Source organism: Serratia sp. Ser99 (assembly GCF_024519545.1).
Taxonomy (GTDB): Bacteria; Pseudomonadota; Gammaproteobacteria; order Enterobacterales; family Enterobacteriaceae; genus Serratia; species Serratia liquefaciens.
The window spans coordinates 124596-147644 of record NZ_JALJRT010000009.1 but is presented as its reverse complement, the minus strand read 5'-3'; the positions used below and the strand labels follow the sequence as shown (position 1 = coordinate 147644).

20 protein-coding genes are annotated in these 23049 nt (G+C 57.3%); 14 read left to right on the top strand and 6 right to left on the bottom strand.

Features of this window, described 5'->3' with window-relative positions; genetic code table 11:
* Positions 1-155 precede the first annotated feature (155 nt).
* From pepA to NR114_RS18185, 4 genes are all read left to right on the top strand, one after another.
* Positions 156-1667: a leucyl aminopeptidase gene (pepA, locus tag NR114_RS18200; RefSeq protein ID WP_020825020.1), complete on the top strand. Its 1512-nt coding sequence runs from the start codon at positions 156-158 to the stop codon at positions 1665-1667.
* A 209-nt stretch (positions 1668-1876) separates the two neighbouring features.
* A complete protein-coding gene (locus tag NR114_RS18195; RefSeq protein WP_012005017.1) occupies positions 1877-2326 on the top strand; it encodes a DNA polymerase III subunit chi in 450 nt (149 codons plus the stop codon).
* Between the two features lie 13 nt (positions 2327-2339).
* A complete protein-coding gene (locus NR114_RS18190; RefSeq protein WP_116691369.1) occupies positions 2340-5216 on the top strand; it encodes a valine--tRNA ligase in 2877 nt (958 codons plus the stop codon).
* Positions 5217-5544: 328 nt separating this feature from the next.
* Positions 5545-6048 (top strand): GNAT family N-acetyltransferase, encoded by a 504-nt coding sequence (locus tag NR114_RS18185; RefSeq protein WP_041414155.1) that lies wholly within the window; start codon positions 5545-5547, stop codon positions 6046-6048.
* 47 nt (positions 6049-6095) lie between these two features.
* On the opposite strand, the gene NR114_RS18180 is transcribed toward NR114_RS18185, so the two are convergent.
* Positions 6096-7085, bottom strand: a complete 990-nt coding sequence (locus NR114_RS18180; protein ID WP_256814453.1) for an acyltransferase — start codon at positions 7083-7085, stop codon at positions 6096-6098.
* 352 nt (positions 7086-7437) lie between these two features.
* Between NR114_RS18180 and NR114_RS18175 the strand changes: the two genes are divergently transcribed.
* On the top strand, positions 7438-9045 hold the full coding sequence (locus NR114_RS18175; protein ID WP_129983232.1) for a GMC family oxidoreductase: 1608 nt from the start codon (positions 7438-7440) through the stop codon (positions 9043-9045).
* Positions 9046-9069: 24 nt separating this feature from the next.
* Here NR114_RS18175 and miaE read toward each other — a convergent pair whose 3' ends face one another.
* Entirely contained in the window at positions 9070-9834 is a 765-nt protein-coding gene (gene miaE / locus NR114_RS18170; RefSeq protein ID WP_234530828.1) for a tRNA isopentenyl-2-thiomethyl-A-37 hydroxylase MiaE, read from the bottom strand.
* A 99-nt stretch (positions 9835-9933) separates the two neighbouring features.
* Positions 9934-10362, bottom strand: a complete 429-nt coding sequence (rraB, locus tag NR114_RS18165; RefSeq protein ID WP_020825014.1) for a ribonuclease E inhibitor RraB — start codon at positions 10360-10362, stop codon at positions 9934-9936.
* A 163-nt stretch (positions 10363-10525) separates the two neighbouring features.
* Here rraB and argF point away from each other — a divergent pair, with 163 nt between their 5' ends.
* Together argF and NR114_RS18155 are read left to right on the top strand one after the other, a co-directional pair.
* Positions 10526-11545 carry an ornithine carbamoyltransferase gene (argF, locus tag NR114_RS18160; RefSeq protein ID WP_046374616.1) on the top strand — a complete coding sequence of 340 codons (1020 nt, stop codon included), beginning with the start codon at positions 10526-10528 and terminating at the stop codon, positions 11543-11545.
* Between the two features lie 202 nt (positions 11546-11747).
* Positions 11748-13316, top strand: coding sequence for an ABC transporter substrate-binding protein (locus NR114_RS18155; RefSeq protein ID WP_116691371.1), 1569 nt, complete (start codon positions 11748-11750; stop codon positions 13314-13316).
* A gap of 238 nt (positions 13317-13554) precedes the next feature.
* Here NR114_RS18155 and NR114_RS18150 read toward each other — a convergent pair whose 3' ends face one another.
* From NR114_RS18150 to NR114_RS18140, 3 genes are read right to left on the bottom strand one after another with little or no spacing between them, the layout of a single operon-like run.
* Entirely contained in the window at positions 13555-13953 is a 399-nt protein-coding gene (locus tag NR114_RS18150; protein ID WP_020825011.1) for a RidA family protein, read from the bottom strand.
* A complete protein-coding gene (locus tag NR114_RS18145; protein ID WP_256824845.1) occupies positions 13950-15410 on the bottom strand; it encodes an amidohydrolase family protein in 1461 nt (486 codons plus the stop codon). Before NR114_RS18145 ends, NR114_RS18150 begins: the two co-directional genes overlap by 4 nt.
* Before the next feature lie 38 nt (positions 15411-15448).
* Positions 15449-16312 (bottom strand): MurR/RpiR family transcriptional regulator, encoded by an 864-nt coding sequence (locus NR114_RS18140; protein ID WP_046374619.1) that lies wholly within the window; start codon positions 16310-16312, stop codon positions 15449-15451.
* 193 nt (positions 16313-16505) lie between these two features.
* On the opposite strand from NR114_RS18140, the gene NR114_RS18135 reads away from it, so the two are divergent.
* From NR114_RS18135 to ridA, 7 genes are all read left to right on the top strand, one after another.
* A complete protein-coding gene (locus NR114_RS18135) occupies positions 16506-17747 on the top strand; it encodes an amino acid deaminase (protein WP_234530583.1) in 1242 nt (413 codons plus the stop codon).
* A gap of 19 nt (positions 17748-17766) precedes the next feature.
* Positions 17767-18555 carry an ABC transporter ATP-binding protein gene (locus NR114_RS18130; RefSeq protein ID WP_234530582.1) on the top strand — a complete coding sequence of 263 codons (789 nt, stop codon included), beginning with the start codon at positions 17767-17769 and terminating at the stop codon, positions 18553-18555.
* A gap of 236 nt (positions 18556-18791) precedes the next feature.
* A complete protein-coding gene (locus NR114_RS18125) occupies positions 18792-19748 on the top strand; it encodes an ABC transporter substrate-binding protein (protein ID WP_020825006.1) in 957 nt (318 codons plus the stop codon).
* Positions 19748-20752 carry an iron ABC transporter permease gene (locus tag NR114_RS18120; RefSeq protein WP_234530581.1) on the top strand — a complete coding sequence of 335 codons (1005 nt, stop codon included), beginning with the start codon at positions 19748-19750 and terminating at the stop codon, positions 20750-20752. The genes NR114_RS18125 and NR114_RS18120 overlap by 1 nt, the downstream gene beginning before the upstream one ends.
* Positions 20753-21065: 313 nt before the next feature.
* Complete coding sequence (gene pyrB / locus NR114_RS18115) at positions 21066-22001, top strand: aspartate carbamoyltransferase (RefSeq protein WP_020825004.1); 936 nt, start codon at positions 21066-21068, stop codon at positions 21999-22001.
* Between the two features lie 12 nt (positions 22002-22013).
* Positions 22014-22478, top strand: a complete 465-nt coding sequence (gene pyrI / locus NR114_RS18110) for an aspartate carbamoyltransferase regulatory subunit (RefSeq protein ID WP_020825003.1) — start codon at positions 22014-22016, stop codon at positions 22476-22478.
* Positions 22479-22635: 157 nt separating this feature from the next.
* Positions 22636-23022 carry a 2-iminobutanoate/2-iminopropanoate deaminase gene (gene ridA / locus NR114_RS18105; protein ID WP_044554008.1) on the top strand — a complete coding sequence of 129 codons (387 nt, stop codon included), beginning with the start codon at positions 22636-22638 and terminating at the stop codon, positions 23020-23022.
* Positions 23023-23049: the final 27 nt, after the last annotated feature.

Genomic DNA, 23049 nt, shown 5'->3' with positions numbered 1-23049 from the left:
GGGTGTCCTATAGGAACTTACTTATAGTCGCCAAAACAGAGCAATTTACGCCGTTCAGGTTAACATAGTTAGTTAACTCAATGGCGGGAGATCGTTACGGAGTACGTTATTCTAGCCGTAGCGCCTGCCTTTGTCTTTAAGATTCAGGAGAGTGCATGGAGTTCAGTGTAAAAAGCGGTAGCCCGGAAAAACAGCGCAGTGCCTGTATTGTAGTCGGCGTTTTCGAACCGCGCCGCTTGTCCCCTATCGCAGAACAACTCGACAAAATCAGTGATGGTTATATCAGCGCTTTGCTGCGCCGTGGCGAACTGGAAGGTAAAGTCGGGCAGACGTTACTGCTGCACCATGTGCCTAACATTCTCTCCGAACGCATCCTGTTGATTGGCTGTGGCAAAGAGCGCGAGCTCGATGAACGCCAGTACAAACAGGTGATTCAAAAAACCATCAATACCCTTAACGATACCGGCTCCATGGAAGCGGTCTGCTTCCTGACCGAGCTGCACGTGAAAGGCCGCAACACTTACTGGAAGGTGCGCCAGGCGGTGGAAACCGCAAAAGAAACGCTCTACACCTTCGATCAGCTGAAAAGCAATAAAGTGGAGCCACGCCGTCCGCTGCGCAAAATGGTGTTCAACGTGCCGACCCGCCGTGAGCTCACCAGCGGCGAACGCGCTATCCAGCACGGTCTGGCCGTCTCTTCCGGTATCAAGGCAGCGAAAGATCTCGGCAATATGCCGCCGAACATCTGTAACGCCGGCTACCTGGCCTCTCAGGCTCGTCAACTGGCGGACGCCTTCAGCACCAACATCACCACCCGCGTCATCGGCGAACAGCAGATGAAAGAGCTTGGGATGAACGCCTATCTGGCGGTTGGCGCAGGGTCTCAGAACGAATCGCTGATGTCGGTGATGGAATATAAAGGCAACCCGAACCCGGACGCCAAGCCGATTGTGCTGGTGGGTAAAGGGCTGACCTTCGACTCCGGCGGTATCTCGATCAAACCTGCCGACAGCATGGACGAGATGAAGTACGACATGTGTGGCGCCGCCACCGTGTACGGCGTGATGCGCGTGGTGGCGGAACTGAACCTGCCGCTGAACGTGATCGGCGTACTGGCCGGCTGTGAAAACATGCCGGGCGGCAGCGCTTATCGTCCGGGCGACGTGCTGACCACCATGTCCGGCCAGACCGTCGAGGTGTTGAACACCGACGCCGAAGGCCGCCTGGTGCTGTGCGACACCCTGACCTACGTTGAGCGTTTCGATCCGGAGCTGGTGATTGACGTTGCCACCCTGACCGGCGCCTGCGTGATTGCGCTGGGCCACCACATCACCGGCCTGATGTCGAACCACAACCCGCTGGCACACGAACTGATCGGCGCATCCGAACAGGCCGGTGACCGCGCGTGGCGCTTGCCGATGTCCGACGAGTACTATGAGCAACTGGACTCCAATTTTGCCGATATGGCGAACATTGGCGGCCGTCCGGGCGGGGCCATCACCGCAGCCTGCTTCCTGTCGCGCTTTACCCGCAAGTACAGCTGGGCGCACCTGGATATCGCCGGCACCGCCTGGCGTTCCGGCAAAGCCAAAGGCGCAACCGGTCGTCCGGTAGCGATGCTGGCGCAGTTCCTGCTCAATCGCGCGGGGCTGAACGGCGACGATTAAATCTGAGCGGTAATTCAGGTATAATCCCCAAGGGTACAGCATGCTGTACCCTTGTGTTTTTAGTAATGCTGCACAATTTTATAAACCCAATAGCTTTCGAGTTGCAGCAAGGCGGCAACCGAGAGAATCCCCAGGAGCTTACACGGGTAAGTGACTGGGGTGAGGGAGGGCAGCCAACACGGCTGCAGCTTGAAAGATGAAGGGGTTATATGAAACAGGCTACGTTCTATTTAATTGAACATGCGGAACCGGCAGGTGCGCTCAGCGCGCATGAGGCCGTGGCCTGCGCCGTTGCCGCCGAACGCTGGCGCTCCGGCAAGCGGGTGTTGATCGCCTGCGAAAGCCAGGAACAGGCACAGCGGTTGGACGAAGCGCTGTGGCAGCGCGATCCGCACCAGTTCGTGCCGCACAACCTGGCCGGCGAAGGGCCACACTACGGTGCCCCGGTCGAGCTGTGTTGGCCCGGCAAACGCGGCAACTCACCGCGCGATCTGCTGATCGCCCTGCTGCCGCAGTTTGCAGATTTTGCTACTGCTTTCCATGAAGTGGTAGACTTCGTCCCTTACGAAGACACCTTAAAACAGTTGGCGCGCGACCGATATAAAGCCTATCGCAGCGTCGGCTTCCATTTGACCACGGCAACGCCGCCAACTCACTGAACAACGATATAAAATGGAAAAGACAAACAGTCATCTCGATACCGCATACGACCCGAAAGAGATCGAACAGAAGCTGTACGATCACTGGGAAAACCAGGGTTACTTCAAGCCAAACGGTGATACCAGCCAGGAAAGCTTCTGCATCATGATCCCGCCGCCGAACGTCACCGGCAGCCTGCACATGGGTCACGCCTTCCAGCAGACCATCATGGACACCATGATCCGTTACCAGCGCATGCAGGGTAAAAACACCCTGTGGCAGGCCGGTACCGACCATGCCGGTATCGCCACCCAGATGGTGGTTGAGCGCAAGATCGCCGCAGAAGAAAACAAAACTCGCCATGACTATGGCCGCGATGCGTTCATCGACAAAATCTGGCAGTGGAAAGCGGAATCCGGCGGCACCATCACCCGCCAGATGCGTCGCCTGGGCAACTCCGTGGACTGGGAGCGCGAGCGCTTCACCATGGACGAAGGCCTGTCCAACGCGGTACGCGAAGTGTTTGTCCGCCTGCACAAAGAAGATCTGATCTACCGCGGCAAACGCCTGGTGAACTGGGATCCGAAACTGCGCACCGCCATCTCCGATCTGGAAGTGGAAAACCGCGAGTCCAAAGGCTCCATGTGGCACCTGCGCTACCCGCTGGCTGACGGCGCCAAAACCGCCGAAGGCAAAGATTACCTGGTGGTCGCCACCACCCGTCCGGAAACCGTGCTCGGTGATACCGGCGTAGCGGTAAACCCGGAAGACCCGCGCTACAAAGATTTGATCGGCAAAGAAATCATTCTGCCGCTGGTGGGCCGCCGCATCCGCATCGTCGGTGACGAGCACGCCGATATGGAAAAAGGCACCGGCTGCGTGAAAATCACCCCGGCGCACGACTTTAACGACTACGAAGTCGGTAAACGTCACGGCCTGCCGATGATCAACATCCTGACTTTCGACGGCGATATCCGCCAGGAAGCGGAAGTGTTCAACACCCTCGGCGAAATCTGCACCGATTACTGCAACGAAATCCCGGCCCAGTTCCGTGGCCTGGAGCGTTTCGCGGCGCGTAAAGCGGTGGTTGCCGCCTTTGACGAATTGGGCCTGCTCGACGAGATCAAACCGCACGACCTGACGGTGCCTTACGGCGACCGAGGCGGCGTGGTGATCGAACCCATGCTGACCGACCAATGGTACGTACGTACCGCACCGCTGGCGAAAGTGGCGGTGGAAGCGGTTGAGCAAGGCGAAATTCAGTTCGTGCCGAAGCAGTACGAAAACATGTACTTCAGCTGGATGCGCGACATTCAGGACTGGTGTATCTCTCGTCAGCTGTGGTGGGGTCACCGTATCCCGGCCTGGTACGACGTGAACGGCAAAGTCTACGTGGGCCGCAGCGAAGAAGAAGTACGCAGCGAAAACAACCTGGGCGCCGACGTGGTGCTGACTCAGGACGAAGACGTGCTGGACACCTGGTTCTCTTCCGGCCTGTGGACCTTCTCTACCCTGGGCTGGCCAGAGCAGACCGACGCGCTGAAAACCTTCCACCCGACCAGTGTGATGGTCAGCGGCTTCGACATCATCTTCTTCTGGATTGCGCGCATGATCATGCTGACCATGCACTTCATGAAGGACGAAAACGGCAAGCCGCAGGTTCCGTTCAAGACGGTCTACATGACCGGTCTGATCCGCGACGACGAAGGGCAGAAGATGTCCAAGTCAAAAGGCAACGTGATCGACCCGCTGGACATGGTTGACGGCATCTCGCTCGAAGACCTGCTGGAAAAACGCACCGGCAACATGATGCAGCCGCAGCTGGCGGAGAAAATCCGCAAGCGCACCGAGAAGCAGTTCCCGAACGGCATCGAGCCGCACGGCACCGACGCCCTGCGCTTCACCCTGGCGGCGCTGGCCTCTACCGGCCGTGACATCAACTGGGACATGAAGCGTCTGGAAGGCTACCGCAACTTCTGTAACAAGCTGTGGAACGCCAGCCGCTTCGTGCTGATGAACGCGGAAGGTCAGGACTGCGGCTTCAACGGCGGCGAGAAAGTGCTGTCGCTGGCAGACCGCTGGATCCTGGCCGAATTCAACCGTACGGTGAAGGCATACCGCGAAGCGCTGGACACCTACCGCTTCGATCTGGCCGCCAACATCCTGTACGAATTCACCTGGAACCAGTTCTGTGACTGGTACCTGGAGCTGACCAAGCCGGTCGTGAGCAACGGCAGCGAAGCGGAACAGCGCGGCACCCGCCACACGCTGATCACCGTGCTGGAAGCCCTGCTGCGCCTGGCGCACCCGGTGATCCCGTTCATTACCGAAACCATCTGGCAGCGCGTGAAAACCCTGACCGGCGAAACCGCAGACACCATCATGCTGCAACCCTTCCCAGAGTACGACGCCGCGTTGGAAGACGCGCAGGCGCTGAACGATCTGGAGTGGATCAAGCAGGCGATCACCGCGGTGCGTAACATTCGTGCCGAGATGAACATCGCTCCGAGCAAACAGCTGGAAGTGCTGCTGCGCAACTGCAGTGCCGACGCTCAGCGTCGCGTGCAGGAGAACCAGAGCTTTATCGAGCGTCTGGCGCGTCTGGAGTCTATCGCCCTGCTGCCTGCGGGTGACAAAGGCCCGGTATCGGTCACCAAACTGGTGGACGGCGCCGAGCTGCTGATCCCTATGGCCGGCTTTATCGATAAAGACGCCGAAATCGCGCGTCTGTCGAAAGAGATGGGCAAGCTGGATGCAGAAATCGCCTCGATCGAAGGCAAGCTGGCCAACGAAGGCTTTGTAGCGCGCGCGCCGGAAGCCGTAGTCGCCAAAGAGCGCGAACGTCTGGCAGCCTGCAAAGAAGGTAAAGTGAAGCTGCAGGAACAGCAGGCGACCATCGCCGCGCTGTAATCTTACGGTTCACTGCAACAGTTGAAAAACAGCGGGGATTTCCCCGCTGTTTTTTTATCGCCGTTGCATCAGCCATATAAATACCCAATAGATTTCGAGATGCAGGAAGGCGGCAAGTGAGCGAAGCCCCAGGAGCTTACATAAGTAAGTGACTGGGGTAAGAAAACGCAGCCAACACATCTGCAGCTTGAAAGATGAAGGGTATAGATGTTATTACAAGATATTAAAGCTGCATGGACGCCGCCGAGATATAACCCCGGCGCGTTTTTGTCTGCACAAAAAACGATATTCCGGAGCCCTTCGGGTTCTTTTTATGGCGAGTGTAACTATGACAACAGCAACCCCAGTACGTCTTCTGGTGCGCCCAATAACGGCTGACGACAATGCCGCTATTGCTAATGTCATTCGCGAAGTCTCTGCCGAGCACGGCCTGACGGCGGACAAAGGCTATACCGTTTCCGACCCCAATCTGGACGTCTTGTATCAGCTCTACAGCCTGCCACGCAGCGCTTATTGGGTGATAGAAGTCGATGGCCGGATTGCCGGCGGTGGCGGCGTGGCCCCGCTGCAGGGCGGTGACGACGATATTTGCGAATTACAGAAAATGTATTTCCTGCCGATTTTGCGCGGCCAGGGCCTGGCAAAACGCCTGGCGCTGCAGGCACTGGAGTTTGCCCGTCAACAGGGCTTCCGCTGTTGTTATTTGGAAACCACCGCCAGCCTGACGCAGGCCATCGGCCTGTACGAGCATCTGGGCTTCGAACATATCGACCACGCCATGGGCACCACTGGCCACGTCGACTGCGAAGTCACCATGCTGAAAACGCTTTAATCTTGCTGCTGCGCCCGCGGTCATCACGGGCGCAGTATTCAGCCTCCCTACGCCGTTACCCTGCCCTTGATCGCCAGCTCAATCCGGCTCAGCACCAGGCTGGTCAGGTAGGACACCACAATCAGCAGCAGCAGGATCAGCGGCGTATAGCGCGGCGCAAAAATCAGCTTTTGGGTAAAGTAATAGCAGTAGAAGCTGTGGGTCAGCCACATGTACATCGAATGCTTGCCCAGCTCGCCCACCACCCGATTCACCGTGCTGCCCAGCCCGTCTGCGGTTTTCATCATCGCGATGATAAACAGCGGCGTCACCAGCAGCAGCCCCGGATTATGGGCGACGATAAACACCGCCACCGTCACCATCAGCAAGATCAGCGGATGGGTGCGGCTCAGGGTAACAATCAGCTTCGACAGCCAGAAGTCCGCCGGCATTTGCTTGCTGCGGCCAAACACCATGCCAAAGCCGAAAGGCAGTAGCCAGGTGCAATATTCGATCAAGATTTCAGGCGCCCAGGCGAAATACTGTAGCCCTCTGCCGCACAGCGCCGCCAGAACCAGCAGCCCCAGCAGAGGGTAGATATTCAGCCGCGACAACAGCGGCAGAGAAAGCACGTACAGCACATAGAGTTTGAAGAACCACCACTCGCTGTTATACGTGGATTTAATGCCAATCAGGTTTTCGAGAAACAGCGACAGGGAAAGGCTATACCTTTCTCCGGGAAAGAAGAAAATGCCGATAGGGACAAAGATAAATAACACTATCCAATAGCTGATATATAAATTCTTCAGCTTTCCCCAGATATAGTGAAACGACACTTCTTTTTTCAGCGCAAACCCGTAACCGGACAGAAACAGAAACATCGAAACGCAAATCTTGCCGAACAGACCAAGATACATTTCAAGATCAACGCTGTTAACAATATGATAGACCGGGATATCCGGGCTAATTCGGATCGGGTAGGCAAACAGGTGATGGATCAGCATCAATATGATGGCAATCCCTTTTAAATAATTAGATTTATTAATCGAAATGTCCATATTTCTTAATATCTTATCCAACCACAGAGTGGCTCATCATATAGCAGCATTTTTGTGCTGACATCCTCTTTCCCGCTCGGATAAATCTCATATTTAATATTCCGTTTAGAAACAATGCGCCGGATATTTATCACCGCGTATTTTTCGCTCCGGCATCGTCACGGTCGCGCAAACCACAAAAAATATTAATATGAACATTTTATTTTTTATATATTTAAATCAATTAGTTGATAAAAATTAAAAACAATTTATGTGATATTCATTAACAAATTAACGATTTGAAATTGACCTACCGTCCGCTTGCGATACTCTGCCATGACAGGCTCATGCCGTAATCGCACAGGGAGCAGTCATGTCGGAAAACGCTTTTGATTACATCATTGTCGGCGCAGGTTCCGCCGGCTGCGTACTGGCAGCGCAGTTGATCCGCCGCACTCAGGCGCGGGTGTTACTGCTGGAAGCCGGTGGCGACGACAATAATTTATTCATCAAGATGCCGGCCGGCGTGGCGAAAATCATCGCCAAAAAAAGCTGGCCCTACGAAACCGAACCCGAGCCGCACGCCAACAACCGCCGCATGCAGATCGCCCAGGGCAAGGTGTTGGGCGGCAGCAGCTCGGTCAACGGCATGATCTATATTCGTGGCCAGCGGCAGGATTACGACGAGTGGGCCGAACGTTACGGCTGCGTCGGCTGGGGCTATCAGGACGTGCTGCCCTATTTCAAACGTGCCGAGGCCAACGAGAGCCTGTCCGACACCTATCACGGCGGTGAAGGCCTGTTGCCGGTCAGCGAGAACCGCTACCGACACCCGCTCAGCATGGCGTTTATCCGCGCCGGCCAGGAGCTGGACCTGCCCTACCGCAACGATTTCAACGGCGACAGCCAGCACGGCGTCGGCTTCTACCAGACCACCACCCATAACGGCGAGCGCGCCAGCACTGCACGCACCTACCTGAAAGCGGTGCGCAACGACCAACGCCTGGTGGTGAAACTGAATGCGCTGGTGCACCGAGTGGTTTTGGACAACAACGTCGCCACCGGCGTGGTGTATAGCCAAAACGGCGGTGCCGAAGTCACCGCGCATGCGGCAAAGGAAGTGATCCTCAGCGCCGGCGCGGTAGGATCGCCGAAGATCCTGATGCTGTCAGGCATTGGGCCACGCGAACATCTGCAACAGTTGGGCATAACCCCGCTCGCCGATCTGCCGGTGGGCAAGAACTTCCACGATCACCTGCATATGTCGATCAACGTCAGCACCCGACAACCGATCAGCCTCTACGGTGCCGATCGCGGGCTGCAGGCGCTACGCCACGGCACCGAATGGCTGGCGTTTCGCAGCGGCGTGCTGAGCTCCAACGTACTGGAAGGTGCCGCCTTCACCGACAGCCAGGGTGACGGCCGGCCCGACGTGCAAATCCACTTCCTGCCGATGCTCGACAGCTGGGACGACGTGCCCGGCGAACCGCTGCCCAATATCCACGGTTTCACGCTCAAGGTCGGTTATCTGCAGCCCAAGGCGCGAGGGGAAGTCCTGCTGCGCAGCCGCGATCCGCGCGATCCGGTGAAGCTGCACGCCAATTACCTCGGCCATCCGGAGGATCTGGCCGGCAGCGTGCGCGCGGTGAAATTCGGCCTGCGCTTCCTGCAAACCGCGGCCCTCAAGCCGCTGATCAAAGATCTGCTGATGCCGCAGCCGGCGTGGTTGAACGATGACGCCCAGTTGGAGGAGTTTGTGCGCAACTTCTGCAAGACGGTGTATCACCCGGTAGGCAGTTGCCGCATGGGCCAATCGCCGCAGGACTCGGTGACCGATCTGCAACTGCGGGTGCACGGTTTTGAGCGACTGCGGGTGATCGACTGCTCGGTGATGCCGCAGGTCACCAGCGGCAATACCAATGCGCCGACCATTATGCTGGCGGAAAAAGCGGTGGATTTGCTGCTGGGCGCACCGGCGTAACTGAGTTGCGCGGGCGCCCGGCTATCAGGCGAAGGCGGGCACGCCGCTGTGGAAGCGGAACTCGCTGTCCGGCGTTTGGATAAGCACTGCTTCAATGCGGCCGAAATAGGCCACCCGCTCACTGATGTCGCCACCGGCTATCTGTTCGGCAAGCTGCAGGTAATCCTGATAGTGGCGCGCTTCGGAGCGCAGCAGCGAAACGTAGAAACGGTTTAACTCGTCGTCCAGATGCGGTGCCAACCGGGCAAAACGCTCGCAGGAGCGGGCTTCGATATAGGCACCGCAAATCAGCTTATCAATCAGCGTGGCCGGATCGTGGGTGCGGATCTCGCGGATCATGCCTTTGGCATAGCGGCTGGCGGTGATCTTTTTATACGGGATCTGCCGCGCCAGCATGATCTCCAGCACCTGCGAGAAATGATGCAGCTCTTCTTTGATCAGCAACACCATCTTGTCCGCCAGATCCTGGCCGTAGGCCGAGCCGTTCTTAGGCAAGATCTTGCGGGTGAAATTGTTTTGCTGGAACAAGGCTTCCGGCACGCCCTGCGCTTCATGCAGAAACGCTTCATAAGGCCTTAGCAGCGCCAACAAGGCATCGCCGCTCTCCTTGTCTGCCACGTAACGGCGGATTAGCCACATGCCGGTTTGCGCCGCTTTCAGCTCGCACACCATATGGTCGGTCAGCAACAGCGGCAGGTTTTCCGGACGACGGGCGGCGTCGATCCAGGCGTCTGGGGTTTCGCAATGCAGGAAGTTTAAAATGGGGGCTAACAGGGATTGGTATTTCATCTGCTTCAACTGCCCTGTGCATTTCAAGTTACAGCTAGCGCTGCGGCTTGAAAAACGGCGGGATAGGCGGGGCCGGCGAGCGCCGGCCCACAAGATTAATTAATGGCGTTTACCGTCGTCGTCTTCGTCGATGAAGTCACCTTCTTCTTCGTCGTCGTCACCTTCTTCGCCGTTCGGATCTTCAAAGTAGGTGCCCCAACCGTCGTAGTTGACGCCGCAACGTGCCGCCAACGCCACCAGCTGCTCTACCTGAGTGTCGATCAGCTCGGCGTTGAGACCGATTTCGCTGATCACGTCACAGCACATCACCAGGGTACCGTCTTCCACTTCCAGCTCTTCGGCGTCGGTCACTTCGTAGCCCAACTTGAAGGCTTCAACGGCGGCCTGCTCCAGCACTTCAAACTTCTCAGCAGAAAGGTGGTGTTCGATAGTGTAGAGCGCTTCCGGATCGCTGCCGTCTTCCAGCAGTTCTTCGATGATCAGGCGGGTCTCTTCACGTTGTTCTTCTAGCTGTTCGCGGTTTGCCATGCCTATATCCTCAAGTCAAATGGCCTGTATTCCTTCTATTTTCACACACCGTCGGCATTGCTTCCACGATAAACGTGAAAGATTTCTCCCACGGGGTTGAAATTGAATATTCATACATATAAAGTGAATTTTAATTCAATAACAACAATCAGGATACACGGCAATGAGTAGCATAAACCCGTTCTACAAACGTCACTTCCTAAGGTTAATGGATTTCACCCCGGCGGAGCTTCAGGCGCTGCTGCAGCTTTCGGCCGAGTTAAAGCAGGCCAAGCGGAAAGGCCAGGAAAAACGCCACCTGCAGGGCAAAAACATTGCGCTCATCTTCGAAAAAGACTCGACCCGTACCCGATGCTCTTTCGAAGTTGCCGCTTTCGATCAGGGTGCTCAGGTCACCTATCTGGGCCCAAGCGGCAGCCAGATCGGCCATAAAGAATCGATGAAAGACACCGCCCGGGTGCTGGGCCGGATGTATGACGGTATTCAATACCGCGGTTATGGTCAGGCGCTGGTGGAAACCCTGGCCAACCATGCCGGCGTACCGGTGTGGAACGGGTTGACCAACGAGTTCCATCCGACCCAGTTGCTGGCGGATCTGCTGACCGTACAGGAGCACCTACCGGGCAAGCCGTTGAGCGAGGTGAAGCTCGCCTACCTTGGCGACACCCGCAACAACATGGGCAACACCCTGCTGGAAGCTGCCGCCCTGGCGGGCATGGACCTGCGGCTGGTGGCGCCGAAGGCCTGCTGGCCACAGCCGGAGCTGGTGGCAGAGTGCCAGGCATTGGCAAAACAGACCGGCGCCAAGATCACCCTGACCGAAGACATTGCCGAAGGGGTGAAGGACGCGGACTTTCTGTATACCGACGTGTGGGTATCGATGGGCGAGCCGAAAGAAACCTGGCAGGAGCGTATCGCGCTGCTGAAGCCTTATCAGGTCAATATGGCGATGGTGAAACTGACCGGTAACCCGAACGTCAAATTCCTGCACTGCCTGCCGGCGTTTCACGACGACCAGACCACGCTCGGTAAGCAAATGGCCGAACAATACGGGCTGCACGGCGGCATGGAAGTCACCGATGAGGTGTTCGAATCTGCACACAGCGTGGTGTTCGATCAGGCCGAGAACCGCCTGCACACCATCAAGGCGGTGATGGTCGCCACCCTGAGCGAAACGTTTTAATCTGCATTGCCGGGGCGCAGTGATCCAGCACGCTGCGTCCCCCTCCCGCCTCTTCCGTCTAATATATTTTAAGCATATCAAATAGCCGATTGGCCTTTGTCAGCCGCCGACAAAGACTCTACCGTGGCATTCTGGCGGCGAAAACGCCGTGAAAACAAACGATAACAATAATTTCTTGCCGTACATTCAAGGGAAAACATCGATGAAAGCCAAAGTCCTGCCGCTGTTAATACTTGCCGCCCTGTCCTCCTCCGCGCTGGCCGCCACCCCGCCCAATACGCTGGTGGTCGTGCAATCGCTCGACGATATCGTCAGCCTGGATCCGGCGGAAGCCAACGAGCTGTCGAGTATCCAGACCGTCCCAAGCCTGTATCAGCGGCTGGTGCAGGCGGATCGCGACGATCCGGCGAAAGTGGAACCGGTGCTGGCGGAAAGCTGGCAGGGCAACGCCGCAGCCAAAACCCTGACTATCAAACTGCGTCCGCAGGCGACCTTCGCCTCCGGCAATCCGCTGACCGCCGATGATGTGATATTTTCCTTTAGCCGCGCGGTGAAGATGAACAAGTCACCAGCGTTTATCCTCAACGTTCTCGGCTGGCAGCCGGACAACATCGACGCACAGCTGAAAAAAATCGACGACCACAGCCTGCAACTGAGCTGGACGGCGAACGTCAGTCCTGCGGTGGCGCTGAATATTCTCTCCACGCCGATCGCCTCGATCGTCGACAGCAAGGCGGTGCAGCCTAACGCCAAAGACGGCGACTACGGCAATGCCTGGCTGAAAATGCACTCCGCCGGCAGTGGGCCGTTTAAAATGCGCGTCTATCAACCGCATCAGGCGATTGTGCTGGACGCCAACCCGACGTCGCCGGGCAGCAAGCCACTGCTGAAAAGCATCATCATTAAAAGCGTGCCGGACTCCGCCACTCGCCGCCTGTTGATCCAGCAAGGTGACGCAGATGTGGCGCGCGAACTGGGCCCGGACCAAACCGTGGCGCTGAAAAATCAGCCGGGCGTGAAGGTGCTGGAAATCCCCTCTGCCGAGCAGAATTACCTGGTGTTCAACACCGGCAATACCGCCAATCCGCTGTTGAAAAACCCGGCGTTCTGGGAAGCGGCGCGCTATCTGATCGACTATCAGGGCATCACTAAAGATCTGTTGAAGGGCCAATATTTTGTGCACCAGAGCTTCCTGCCGGTCGGCTTGCCGGGCGCGCTGAAAGACAATCCGTTCAGTTTCGATCCGGCCAAAGCCAAGGCCATTCTGGCCAAGGCCGGTATCACCAATGCCTCGCTGACGCTGGACGTCGAGAACAAACCGCCGTTTATTACTATTGCTCAGGCGTTGCAGGCCAGCTTTGCCGAAGGCGGCGTGAAGGTGGAACTGTTGCCTGCCGCCGGCAGCCAGGTTTATTCGCGGGTACGCGCCCGACAGCATCAGGCGGCGATCCGTCTGTGGATCCCGGACTATTTCGACGCCCACTCCAACGCTAGCGCCTTCGCCTATAACGACGGCAAGACCAGCACGGTCGCAGGCCTCAACGGCTGGCAGATCCCACAGTTGAACCAGCAAACGCTGGCGGCGGTGGCCGAAGCCGATCCCGCCAAGCGCAGCGCGCTGTACACTGCCATGCAGCAAGAACTGCAACGCAGTTCGCCGTATGTCTTTATCGATCAGGCGAAAACCGAAGTGGTGCTGCGCGATAACGTCAAAGGCTATCAGCAGGGTCTGAACGCCGACATGGTCTACTACGATCGCGTCAGCAAATAACTGACTCGCGCCGCGGAGCTCCACCGCCTGGTGAAATGATGATTAAGGGAAATTTTCCCCCTAAGGCCACTGGCAAAGTGCTCCAAAGTTTCGTAGTAAGGGCGCTGCATGCTGCGCCCTATCGCATAATCAATCGGTTAAATCGGGTCGAACATGTTCGACCCCTACCGGTTTAGCCATTATGCGGGTTTGTCTGCGGTCTGAGGGTGGCTTCACCCCCCTTTAATCGGCAAGCGCTCTAGCGGGGAATACGTGCGGCGTTATAGCAGGTGATATCCACTTCAACCTTGCAATCCACCACCAGATCGGCGACCGCGCAAATCCGTGCCGGGGGGTGAGCGGCAAAGAACTCGCGAAAGACTTTATTGAATGACTGGAAGTAACGCGCATCAGTCAGAATGACCTTAACGTGCACCACGTCTTCCAGGCCATATCCCGCTTCCGCCATAATATCCAGGCAGTTTTGGATCGCCAGGCGAGACTGATCGATAATCCCCCCCTCCACCACTTCACCGTCTTTCATCGGCGTTTGGCCGGAAATGTACAACCAGCCACCGGCTTCTACCGCGCGGGAAAAGGGCAGATGCTGCCCACCGGTCCCGGTTCCGCCGTCAATGCCGTATCTTTTGATCGTCATGCCTTGCTCCTGTCGATTGTGTTGCCCTGACGGCACAAAAACCGCCCGGCGCGCAGGCCGGTCACGGCCTGATGTTGATAACTCAGTACGCCGTTCACCCACACCGCGTCGATCCCTGCGGCGGGTTGCTGCGGTTGGCTGAACGTCGCGCTGTCTTTCACTTTCAATGCGTCAAACAATACCAGATCGGCGTAGTACCCTGTTTTGATCAGCCCACGCTGCGGCAGTTGATAACGCGCCGCCGACATACCGCTCATTTTGTGCACCGCCACCGTGAGCGGGAACAAACCTTCATCGCGGCTGTAGTGGCCCAGCACGCGGGGAAAAGCGCCCCACAGGCGCGGGTGCGGCATCGGATCGTTCGGCAAGCCATCCGATCCCACCATGGTCAGCGGATAGCGCAATACCCGGCGCACATCCTGCTCGTCCATGTTGTAATAAATCGCCCCCGCCGGCATCAGCCGTTTGCCGGCCTCATGCAGGCTCATTGACCAGGCCCCGGCGATATCCCGCAAGGATTGCCCCGCCATTTCCGAGTGCGGTTCGGACCAGGTGATGACGATATCGAACTCATCGGTGATTTGTTTTAAATCCAGCGTCGATGAACTGGCGGAATAAGGGTAACAGTCGCAGGACACGTCCTGCGTCTGGCGCACCCTGTCGAACAGCTTGAGTGTTTCCTGCGTGCGGCCCCAGTTTTTGGCCCCGGCGCATTTGTGGTGCGAAATCACCACCGGCACCCTGCCATGGCGGCCAATGTGGAATGCCTCCTCCATTGCCTCGAGTATGGGCTCAAATTCAGAACGCAGGTGAGTGGTGTAAATCCCCTGCTCACCCGCCAGCTCTTCCGCCAATGCCATCACCTCTTGCGTGGGGGCAGAGAACGCCGAGGCATACGCCAGACCGGTGCTCAGCCCCAAAGCGCCCTGTTGCAACGCGGCACGCAGCTGCTCACGCATGGCGCAGATTTCCTCGGCATTAGCCGGGCGAAACAGGTCGTCCATCTGGTTACTGCGCAGCGTAGTGTGTCCGATCAGCGTCGCCACATTCACCGCCGGCGTGACGGCCTCGACCTGCTGACGATAATCGGCAATCGTGGGGTAAACGAAATGCGCTTTTTCTCCCAGCAGGTTCATCGGGTCGGGCACGCTGGTTTTGATCACCGCCCCGGCAGCGCTGATGCCGCAGTTGCCGACAATCACCGTTGTCACCCCCTGAGATATCTTCGGCAGCATCTCGGGCATGCGGATCACGTTGGTGTCGTCGTGAGTATGTACGTCGATAAACCCCGGCGACAGCACCCGCCCCCGGCCGTCGATCACCACCTCCGCTTCAGCCTCTATGGCGGGTGCGATCGCCGCAATCCGATCGTTTTCCACCGCCACATCGGCACGGTATTGCGGCCCGCCGCTGCCGTCGATCACCGTGACATTTTTAATCAGATACTGATACCGCATGAATCATCATCCTCAGGTTAGTGTCTTGGGGCAGCGACTCAGTCCCCCAGCGGCTGCCGATCTTCTCCTCCACGGTGACTGTCCAGCGCCAGCTTGATGCGGCGCAGACGATCCCGGGACTGGCGTTTATTCGCCATGGCCAGCGCAGTCGCCAGCACGTCAACCATCGCCAACATGGCGTAGCGCGAAGTACTGGGTTTGTAGATGTAATCATTTTCCCGCACCACCAGCGCCAACAGCACGTCGGCCTGCGCCGCCAGCGGCGTTCCTGCCGGCGTGATGGCCACCACTTTGGCCCCGTACTGGCGAGCAATCGCCGCGCTTTCCACCACTTCCTGCGTGTAGCCGCCCAGCGACAGCGCCACTACCACATCCTGCCTGGCCACCGCCGCCGCCATCATGCGCACCAGCAAGCCGTCGCTTTGCGCGGTCACCGGCAGCCCGAGCCGAAACAGACGGTGCTGTACCTCAGCGGCACAAATGGTCGAGCCGCCCCCCATGCCAATGGCCAGAATTTGCCGCGCGTCGCTGAGCCACTCCACCGCTTTGGCCAGCGCCGGCTCATCGATCGTCCGGCGGTTAATCGTCAGGACATTGATGATGGTTTCGTAAATCCCCTGGATCCCTTCCAGGTCCGGTTCTTCATGGATAAACCGTTGCCCCACCGCCAACGACTGCGCCAGCTTGACCTTAAGGTCCCGCACGTCACGGCAACCCAGCGTTTTGGCGAAGCGCGTGATCGAGGCCTGGCTGACGTTGGCCTGCCGGGCCAGCTCGGCAATCGGCAAAGCGGTCACCGCGTCCGCCTCGTCCAGAATGAATTGCGCGATACGTTTTTCGGCGCTGCTCAGCTCAATAAAAAGCTCTGTAATGCGCGAGATAATGTCGATATCCACACCCATCGCCTCACCCCATAGTGATTAAATTTTGTCATTTACAATGCAAGAAAACAGTGGAAGACTACACAAAAATCAGCGTTAAAAATGATACTTTGTACCCTAAAATAAAAAAATAATATTTAAATTCAATTAAAATCAAATAAATAAATCAAGATACCCCAATTTAAAAAAGATAGAGCACCCAAAGGATAATGTTATGAAATACCAAAAAGATTTCACCGTTACCCATAAGGCCGCCGTGCTGCGCAGTGACCCGTCTGCGCCGGCAAACCTGCTTAACGAAGATGTCTGCCTGCCGGCCGCGGTGATCAAGCTCAGCAGCCTGGAAAACAATATCGCCTGGATGCAAAACTATGCCGATGCACGCGGCGTCTCGCTGGCCCCGCACGGTAAAACCACCATGACCCCCTGGATCTTCCAGCGTCAGGTAGCCCAGGGCGCCTGGGCGGTGGGCGTCGGTTCCGCCTGGCAGGCGAAGGTGGCAATGGAGGCGGGCGTACCCCGGGTACTGATGGCCAACCAACTGGTCGGCAAGGCCAATATGCGACTCGTGGCCGAATTGAAAGCGCAACATCCCTCCACCCTTTTCCTTTGCTGCATCGACAGCCTGAGCAATGCGCAAGCCCTCTCGGCGTTTTTCAGCCAGCATGGGCAAACCCTGGATGTCCTGTTAGAGCTGGGCGTGCCCGGTGGCCGCTGCGGCTGCCGTAGCGTGGCACAAGCCGAGCAACTGGCGCAGGATATTGCCGGGCTGCCAGGGCTGCGCCTGCAGGGTATCGAGCTATATGAAGGCGTGATGCACGGCGACGACGCCCAGAGTAAAATCGAACAGTTCCTGCGTGACGCCGCCGGCTTGCTGCGTGAACTGCACCGGCAACGTCTGCTCAGCGGTGAAGAAGCAATCCTCACCGGTGCGGGCTCTTCCTGGTATGACGTGGTTTGCCGCGTTTGGGGTGAAGAGTCTCTGCCGGAAAACTGCCGTCGGGTGATCCGCCCCGGCTGTTACATCACCCACGATCGGGGAATTTATCAGGACGCGCAAAATGCGGTGCTGGCCCGCGATAGCTACGCCTGCGATCTGGCGGGGGAGCTAACCTCGGCATTGGAATTGATAGCGCTGGTACAGTCGGTGCCGGAGCCGGGCCGGGTTATCGTCAATTTTGGCAAGCGAGACGCGGCTTTTGACGCCGGATTACCGCAGCCGATCGCCCATTACCGCAACGGGGTTCGGCAAGACAGTGGCGTGCAGCAGTTAACCACCCAGGGGATTATGGACCAGCACGCCATGTTAAGCTGCCCGGCAGACTTCCCGGTGCAGGTTGGAGATATACTGGTGTTTGCCACCTCTCACCCCTGCCTGACCTTCGATAAATGGAAGACGCTGTTGGTGATTGATGATAATTACAACGTTATAGAAACCATTGAGACATTTTTCTGAGCTCGGAAAAGGATATTTCATGACCAGCCTGCCCACCGACAGCCTGCTGTCGGTGCAGAATCTTTCTCTGGCGACCCCAGGGAAAGCCCCGCGAATTGATCGGGCCAGCTTCAGTATTCAACCCGGTGAATCCGTTACCATTATCGGCCCGAACGGCAGTGGGAAATCCACGCTATTGCGGCTACTGACCTGTGAGCTCAAGCCGACCGAAGGCGAAATTCTCTTTCAGGGAACGCCCCTAGCCAGCTTAAAACCCCTGCAACGCGCCCGCGCTATCGCCTTGCTGAGCCAGCACGATGATGCGGATTTACGGCTTAAGGTTAGCGAGTATGTGGCGCTGGGACGACTGCCCTGGCTGGCCGATCATTCGCCATCTCAACACGCGCTGATAGTTGCAAAAGCGATGGAGGAGGTGGGTATCGGCCACCTGCAACATAGCCCGCTGGGCAAGCTTTCAGGCGGTGAACGCCAGCGCGCCGGGTTCGCCAGAGCATTGGCGCAGCAGCCGGTGCTGTTATTGCTTGATGAACCCACTAACCATCTCGATCCGCTGGCCCGACATCAACTGCTGTCGCTGATCCATGAAAAAAAGATAGCCACGATAAAAGTGCTGCACGATCTCGAGCTGGTGCAACCCTTTTCCGATAAGGTGATGATCATCAATAAAGGGAAAATCCTTTGTTATGACCGCCCTGAAACGGTGCTGGAATCGGCGCACCTGCAACAGGTGTTTGGCATGAGAACGCTGCAGGTTCGTCATCCGGAAAGCGGCGAAGCTGTGCGTTTCTTCGAGGCTTTACCGACATAATCCCCGCGATATTCGCCACAACCGACAATTGTTTGATCTAACTATATTTGTCATACGAATTATTCAGGTATGTTGCCCCCGTTTCCAATAAACCGGGTTATTGACTTCGGTTTTGCCGTTTTGCCCACGGGGTTACCCGAGTGGGATGACCTTCCTCCGCCCCACTGACGCCAGGCCAGACAACCGACGGTAATGCCCAATCAATAGCCTTTCGGTGCAATGAATCTGGAGTCGATGTGAAAAAGTTAACCCTCGCCGCGTTACTGGCATTCACCGCGGCAAGCGCCGGGGCCTCTGGTTTCCCGGTTACGGTGGACAACTGCGGTCAGCCCTTGACCTTTGAACGCCCGCCACAGCGTGCCATTATTCAAGATATCAATATGTCGCAAATGGCCTTTGCCCTGCAGCTCCAGCCTTCTATCGTCGGCGTGACAGGGATCTCCGGCTGGTACAAAAACATCCCTGAATTCACGCAGCAGCAGGGAACCATTCCTGAACTGGCCCCCAAATACCCGACGATCGAAAACCTTCTCGCCGCCAGCCCAGACCTGTTCTTCGCCGGTTGGAATTATGGTCTTCGTGGGGAGGTGACCCCGCAAGCGCTGGCAAAATTCAATATCAAAACGCTGGTGTTGAGTGAAAGCTGCATCCACGTCGACAATCATCGGCCGCGGGCCAGCATGGATTTGCTCTACGACGATATGATCAGGCTCGGCAAAGTCTTTGGTAAACAGGAACAGGCGGAAAAGCTGGTCGCAGGCTGGCAACGGCAGGTGGCAGATATCCATCGCAAAATTGCGACGCAAAAACCCGTCAGGGTGTTCCTTTATGATTCCGGCGAAGAAAAGCCCTACACCAGCGGGGCCTACGCCATGCCGACGGCGATTATTGAAGCCGCTGGGGCAACAAACGTGATGGATACCCTGAACACCAGCTGGGTGAACACCAATTGGGAAAGCGTGGCGGCGACAGAGCCTGAATTTATCATTCTGGTGGACTATCAGGCTGAGCCCACCGACAGCATCGATGCGCGGCAGCTTTTCCTTGAACAACACCCCCTGATGAAGCAAACCCCGGCAGTGGTCCATCACCGCTATTTGAAATTGAAATACCAGGCGTTAACACCGGGGCCGGTCAATATTGAGGCGATCCACAAACTGGCTCAGGCCCTTTATCCTGCCGCTGTTAGCTGATGTCGGAAAAAATACGTTTCAGGCTGGCCTGGACCCTCGCCCCGCTGTTATTGGCAGGGTTAATCTTCGCCAATGTCGCCCAAGGCAGCGTGTCGCTCTCTCTTGCCCAGGTGTTAAGCGCGCTGGGCATCGTCCCGGGTGATGTGCCCCCCATGATCAAGAGCATCGTGCTGGAACTGCGTTTGCCACGCACCTTGCTTGGGCTACTGGCGGGGGCTGGCCTGGCGTTGGTCGGCGCACTGTTGCAAACCACAACCCGCAACGATTTGGCCGATCCCTTTCTGTTTGGCCTCTCCTCTGGCGCCTCCTCTGGCGTGGTGCTGGTGATGACCCGTCTCGGTGATAGCCTCGGGGCCTGGACGTTACCGGTGTCTTCCTTTGCCGGTGGCATGCTCTCTGCTGCCGTAGTGCTGGTTATTTTTATGACTCAATCGCAAAAAGGCACCGAAAAACTGATTATCTGCGGGCTGGCGGTCTCTTTTTTATTCGGGGCCTTCACCAACTATCTGGTTTTTTCCGGCGATCAGCGTACCGCCAGCAGCGTACTGTTCTGGACGCTGGGCGGGCTGGGGCTGGCCCGCTGGGATAATGTGATTTTTGCCTTGATAGCGCTGCTGTTGCTGGTGGTATTGATTGCCTTGCGCTGGCGATCGCTGGACGGTTTACTGGCGGGCGAACAGACCGCCGGCACGCTGGGCATCAACACCCGCCGTTTGCGCACGGAAGTGTTTCTTTGCTGTTCGTTGGCGACGGCATTACTGGTGGCATTGACCGGGGTGATAGGATTTGTCGGCTTAATGGTTCCCCATCTGGCGCGCCCTTTTACCGGCGTACGTCACCGGCGTCTGCTGCCGTTGGTCGGGGTGTTAGGGGCCATATTGCTCTCTGCCGGCGATCTGCTGAGCCGCGTCATCACCGCCCCCCAAGAGCTGCCCATCGGGATCATTACCGCCGGGCTGGGCGGCGTTTTCGTTCTGGTGATTTTGCTGCGCCGAGCCCACTGAAGGTAAATTTTCTGCCATGCGGCTAAAGGCTACCAGCCAATCGATTGCGAAATGACAAAAATCGGCGTTTTAGCGCTTGCAGTGGACAAAGGCGCGAGTATAATGCGCGACAATTTGCCAGGAGAAAGCATGAAAAACGACGTTTGTTTTGTTAGCCACAACCGACAAAACCGACTGCCAATCGGCAGCCAACTGCCGTTGTTTCTCCTGTTGCTAAACCGATCGTTTCAAGCCCCTCGTTGAGGGGCTTTTTTTTGCCTGAAAAATCTGTTCAAAGCCCCGCGCCACGGGCACGAGTCGAGGAGAGTGAAAAATGGCCAACCCGCTGTATCACAAACATATCATCTCTATTAACGATCTCAGCCGCGAGGATCTGGAGCTGGTGCTGCGCACCGCCGCCAGCCTGAAAGCCAATCCGCAACCCGAGCTGCTAAAACACAAGGTGATCGCCAGCTGCTTCTTTGAAGCCTCGACCCGTACCCGCCTGTCGTTTGAAACCTCGATGCACCGTCTGGGCGCTTCGGTGGTGGGCTTTGCCGACGGCAGCAACACCTCGCTCGGCAAGAAAGGCGAAACGCTGGCCGACACCATCTCGGTGATTGGCACCTACGTCGACGCCATCGTCATGCGCCATCCGCAGGAAGGCGCGGCGCGCCTGGCGACCGAATTCTCCGGCGGCATCCCGGTGCTCAACGCCGGTGACGGCGCCAACCAGCACCCGACCCAGACGCTGCTCGACCTGTTCACCATTCAGGAAACCCAGGGCCGCCTGAACAACATCAATATCGCCATGGTTGGCGACCTGAAATACGGCCGCACCGTGCACTCACTGGCGCAGGCGCTGGCCAAGTTTGAAGGCAACCGCTTCTTCTTCATCGCGCCGGACGCGCTGGCAATGCCGGCCTATATCCTGCAAATGCTGGAAGAGAAAGGCATCGAGTTCAGCCTGCACAGCAGCATTGAAGAAGTGGTCCCCGAGCTGGATATTCTCTACATGACCCGGGTGCAGAAAGAGCGTCTGGATCCTTCCGAATACGCCAACGTGAAGGCGCAGTTCGTTCTGCGCGCAGCGGATCTGGCCGGCGCACGCGCCAACCTCAAGGTGCTGCACCCGCTGCCACGTATTGACGAAATCACTACCGACGTGGACAAAACGCCGTACGCCTACTATTTCCAGCAGGCGGGTAACGGCATTTTTGCCCGTCAGGCGCTGCTGGCGCTGGTTTTAAACGCAGATTTGGCTCTTTAAGGGGGAACCGTCATGACTCACGATAACAAACTGCAGGTTGAAGCGATCAAGTGCGGCACGGTGATTGACCATATTCCGGCACAGATCGGGTTTAAGCTGCTGACGCTGTTCAAGCTGACCGCCACCGACCAGCGCATCACCATCGGCCTGAACCTGCCTTCCAACGAGCTGGGCCGTAAAGACCTGATCAAAATCGAAAACACCTTCCTGACGGAGCAACAGGCCAACCAACTGGCCATGTACGCGCCGAAAGCCACGGTTAACCGCATCGACAATTATGAAGTGGTACGCAAGCTGACCCTCAGCCTGCCGGATCACATCGACGGCGTGCTGACCTGCCCGAACAGCAACTGCATCAGCCGCAGCGAACCGGTGTCTTCCAGCTTTAGCGTGAAATCCCGCGACGGCGACGTACACCTGAAATGCCGCTACTGCGAAAAAGAGTTCGAGCATCAGGTGGTCTTGCAGGCGGACTGAGTTCGGCCGGCGGCCGGGAGATGAGGCTGTTATTCTCCCGGTGACTGCCTATAATGGGAACCCCGTAGGGGCACCGAATACCGGGCCCGACGCTACGGAGAGCCACGCAGCCCACCGCGCTGCGATTTGAAAGACGAAGGGTATATCAGGAGAAAAAATGTCACGTAACATCAGCACTGAACTCGCCCCGGCAGCCATTGGTCCTTACGTGCAGGGCGTTGATCTGGGCAGCATGATCATCACTTCCGGCCAGATCCCGGTCGATCCGAAAACCGGCGCCGTTGCCGACGACGTTGCCGCTCAGGCTCGCCAGTCGCTGGAAAACGTTAAAGCGATCGTTGAAGCCGCCGGCCTGAAAGTGGCCGATATCGTGAAAACCACGGTTTTCGTGAAAGATCTGAACGACTTCGCTACCGTTAACGCCGCTTATGAAGCTTTCTTCACCGAGCACAGCGCGCCGTTCCCGGCCCGTTCCTGCGTTGAAGTGGCCCGTCTGCCGAAAGACGTGAAAATCGAAATCGAAGCCATCGCCGTTCGTCGCTAATACCGCGACCACGCGCCCAACGGTCAG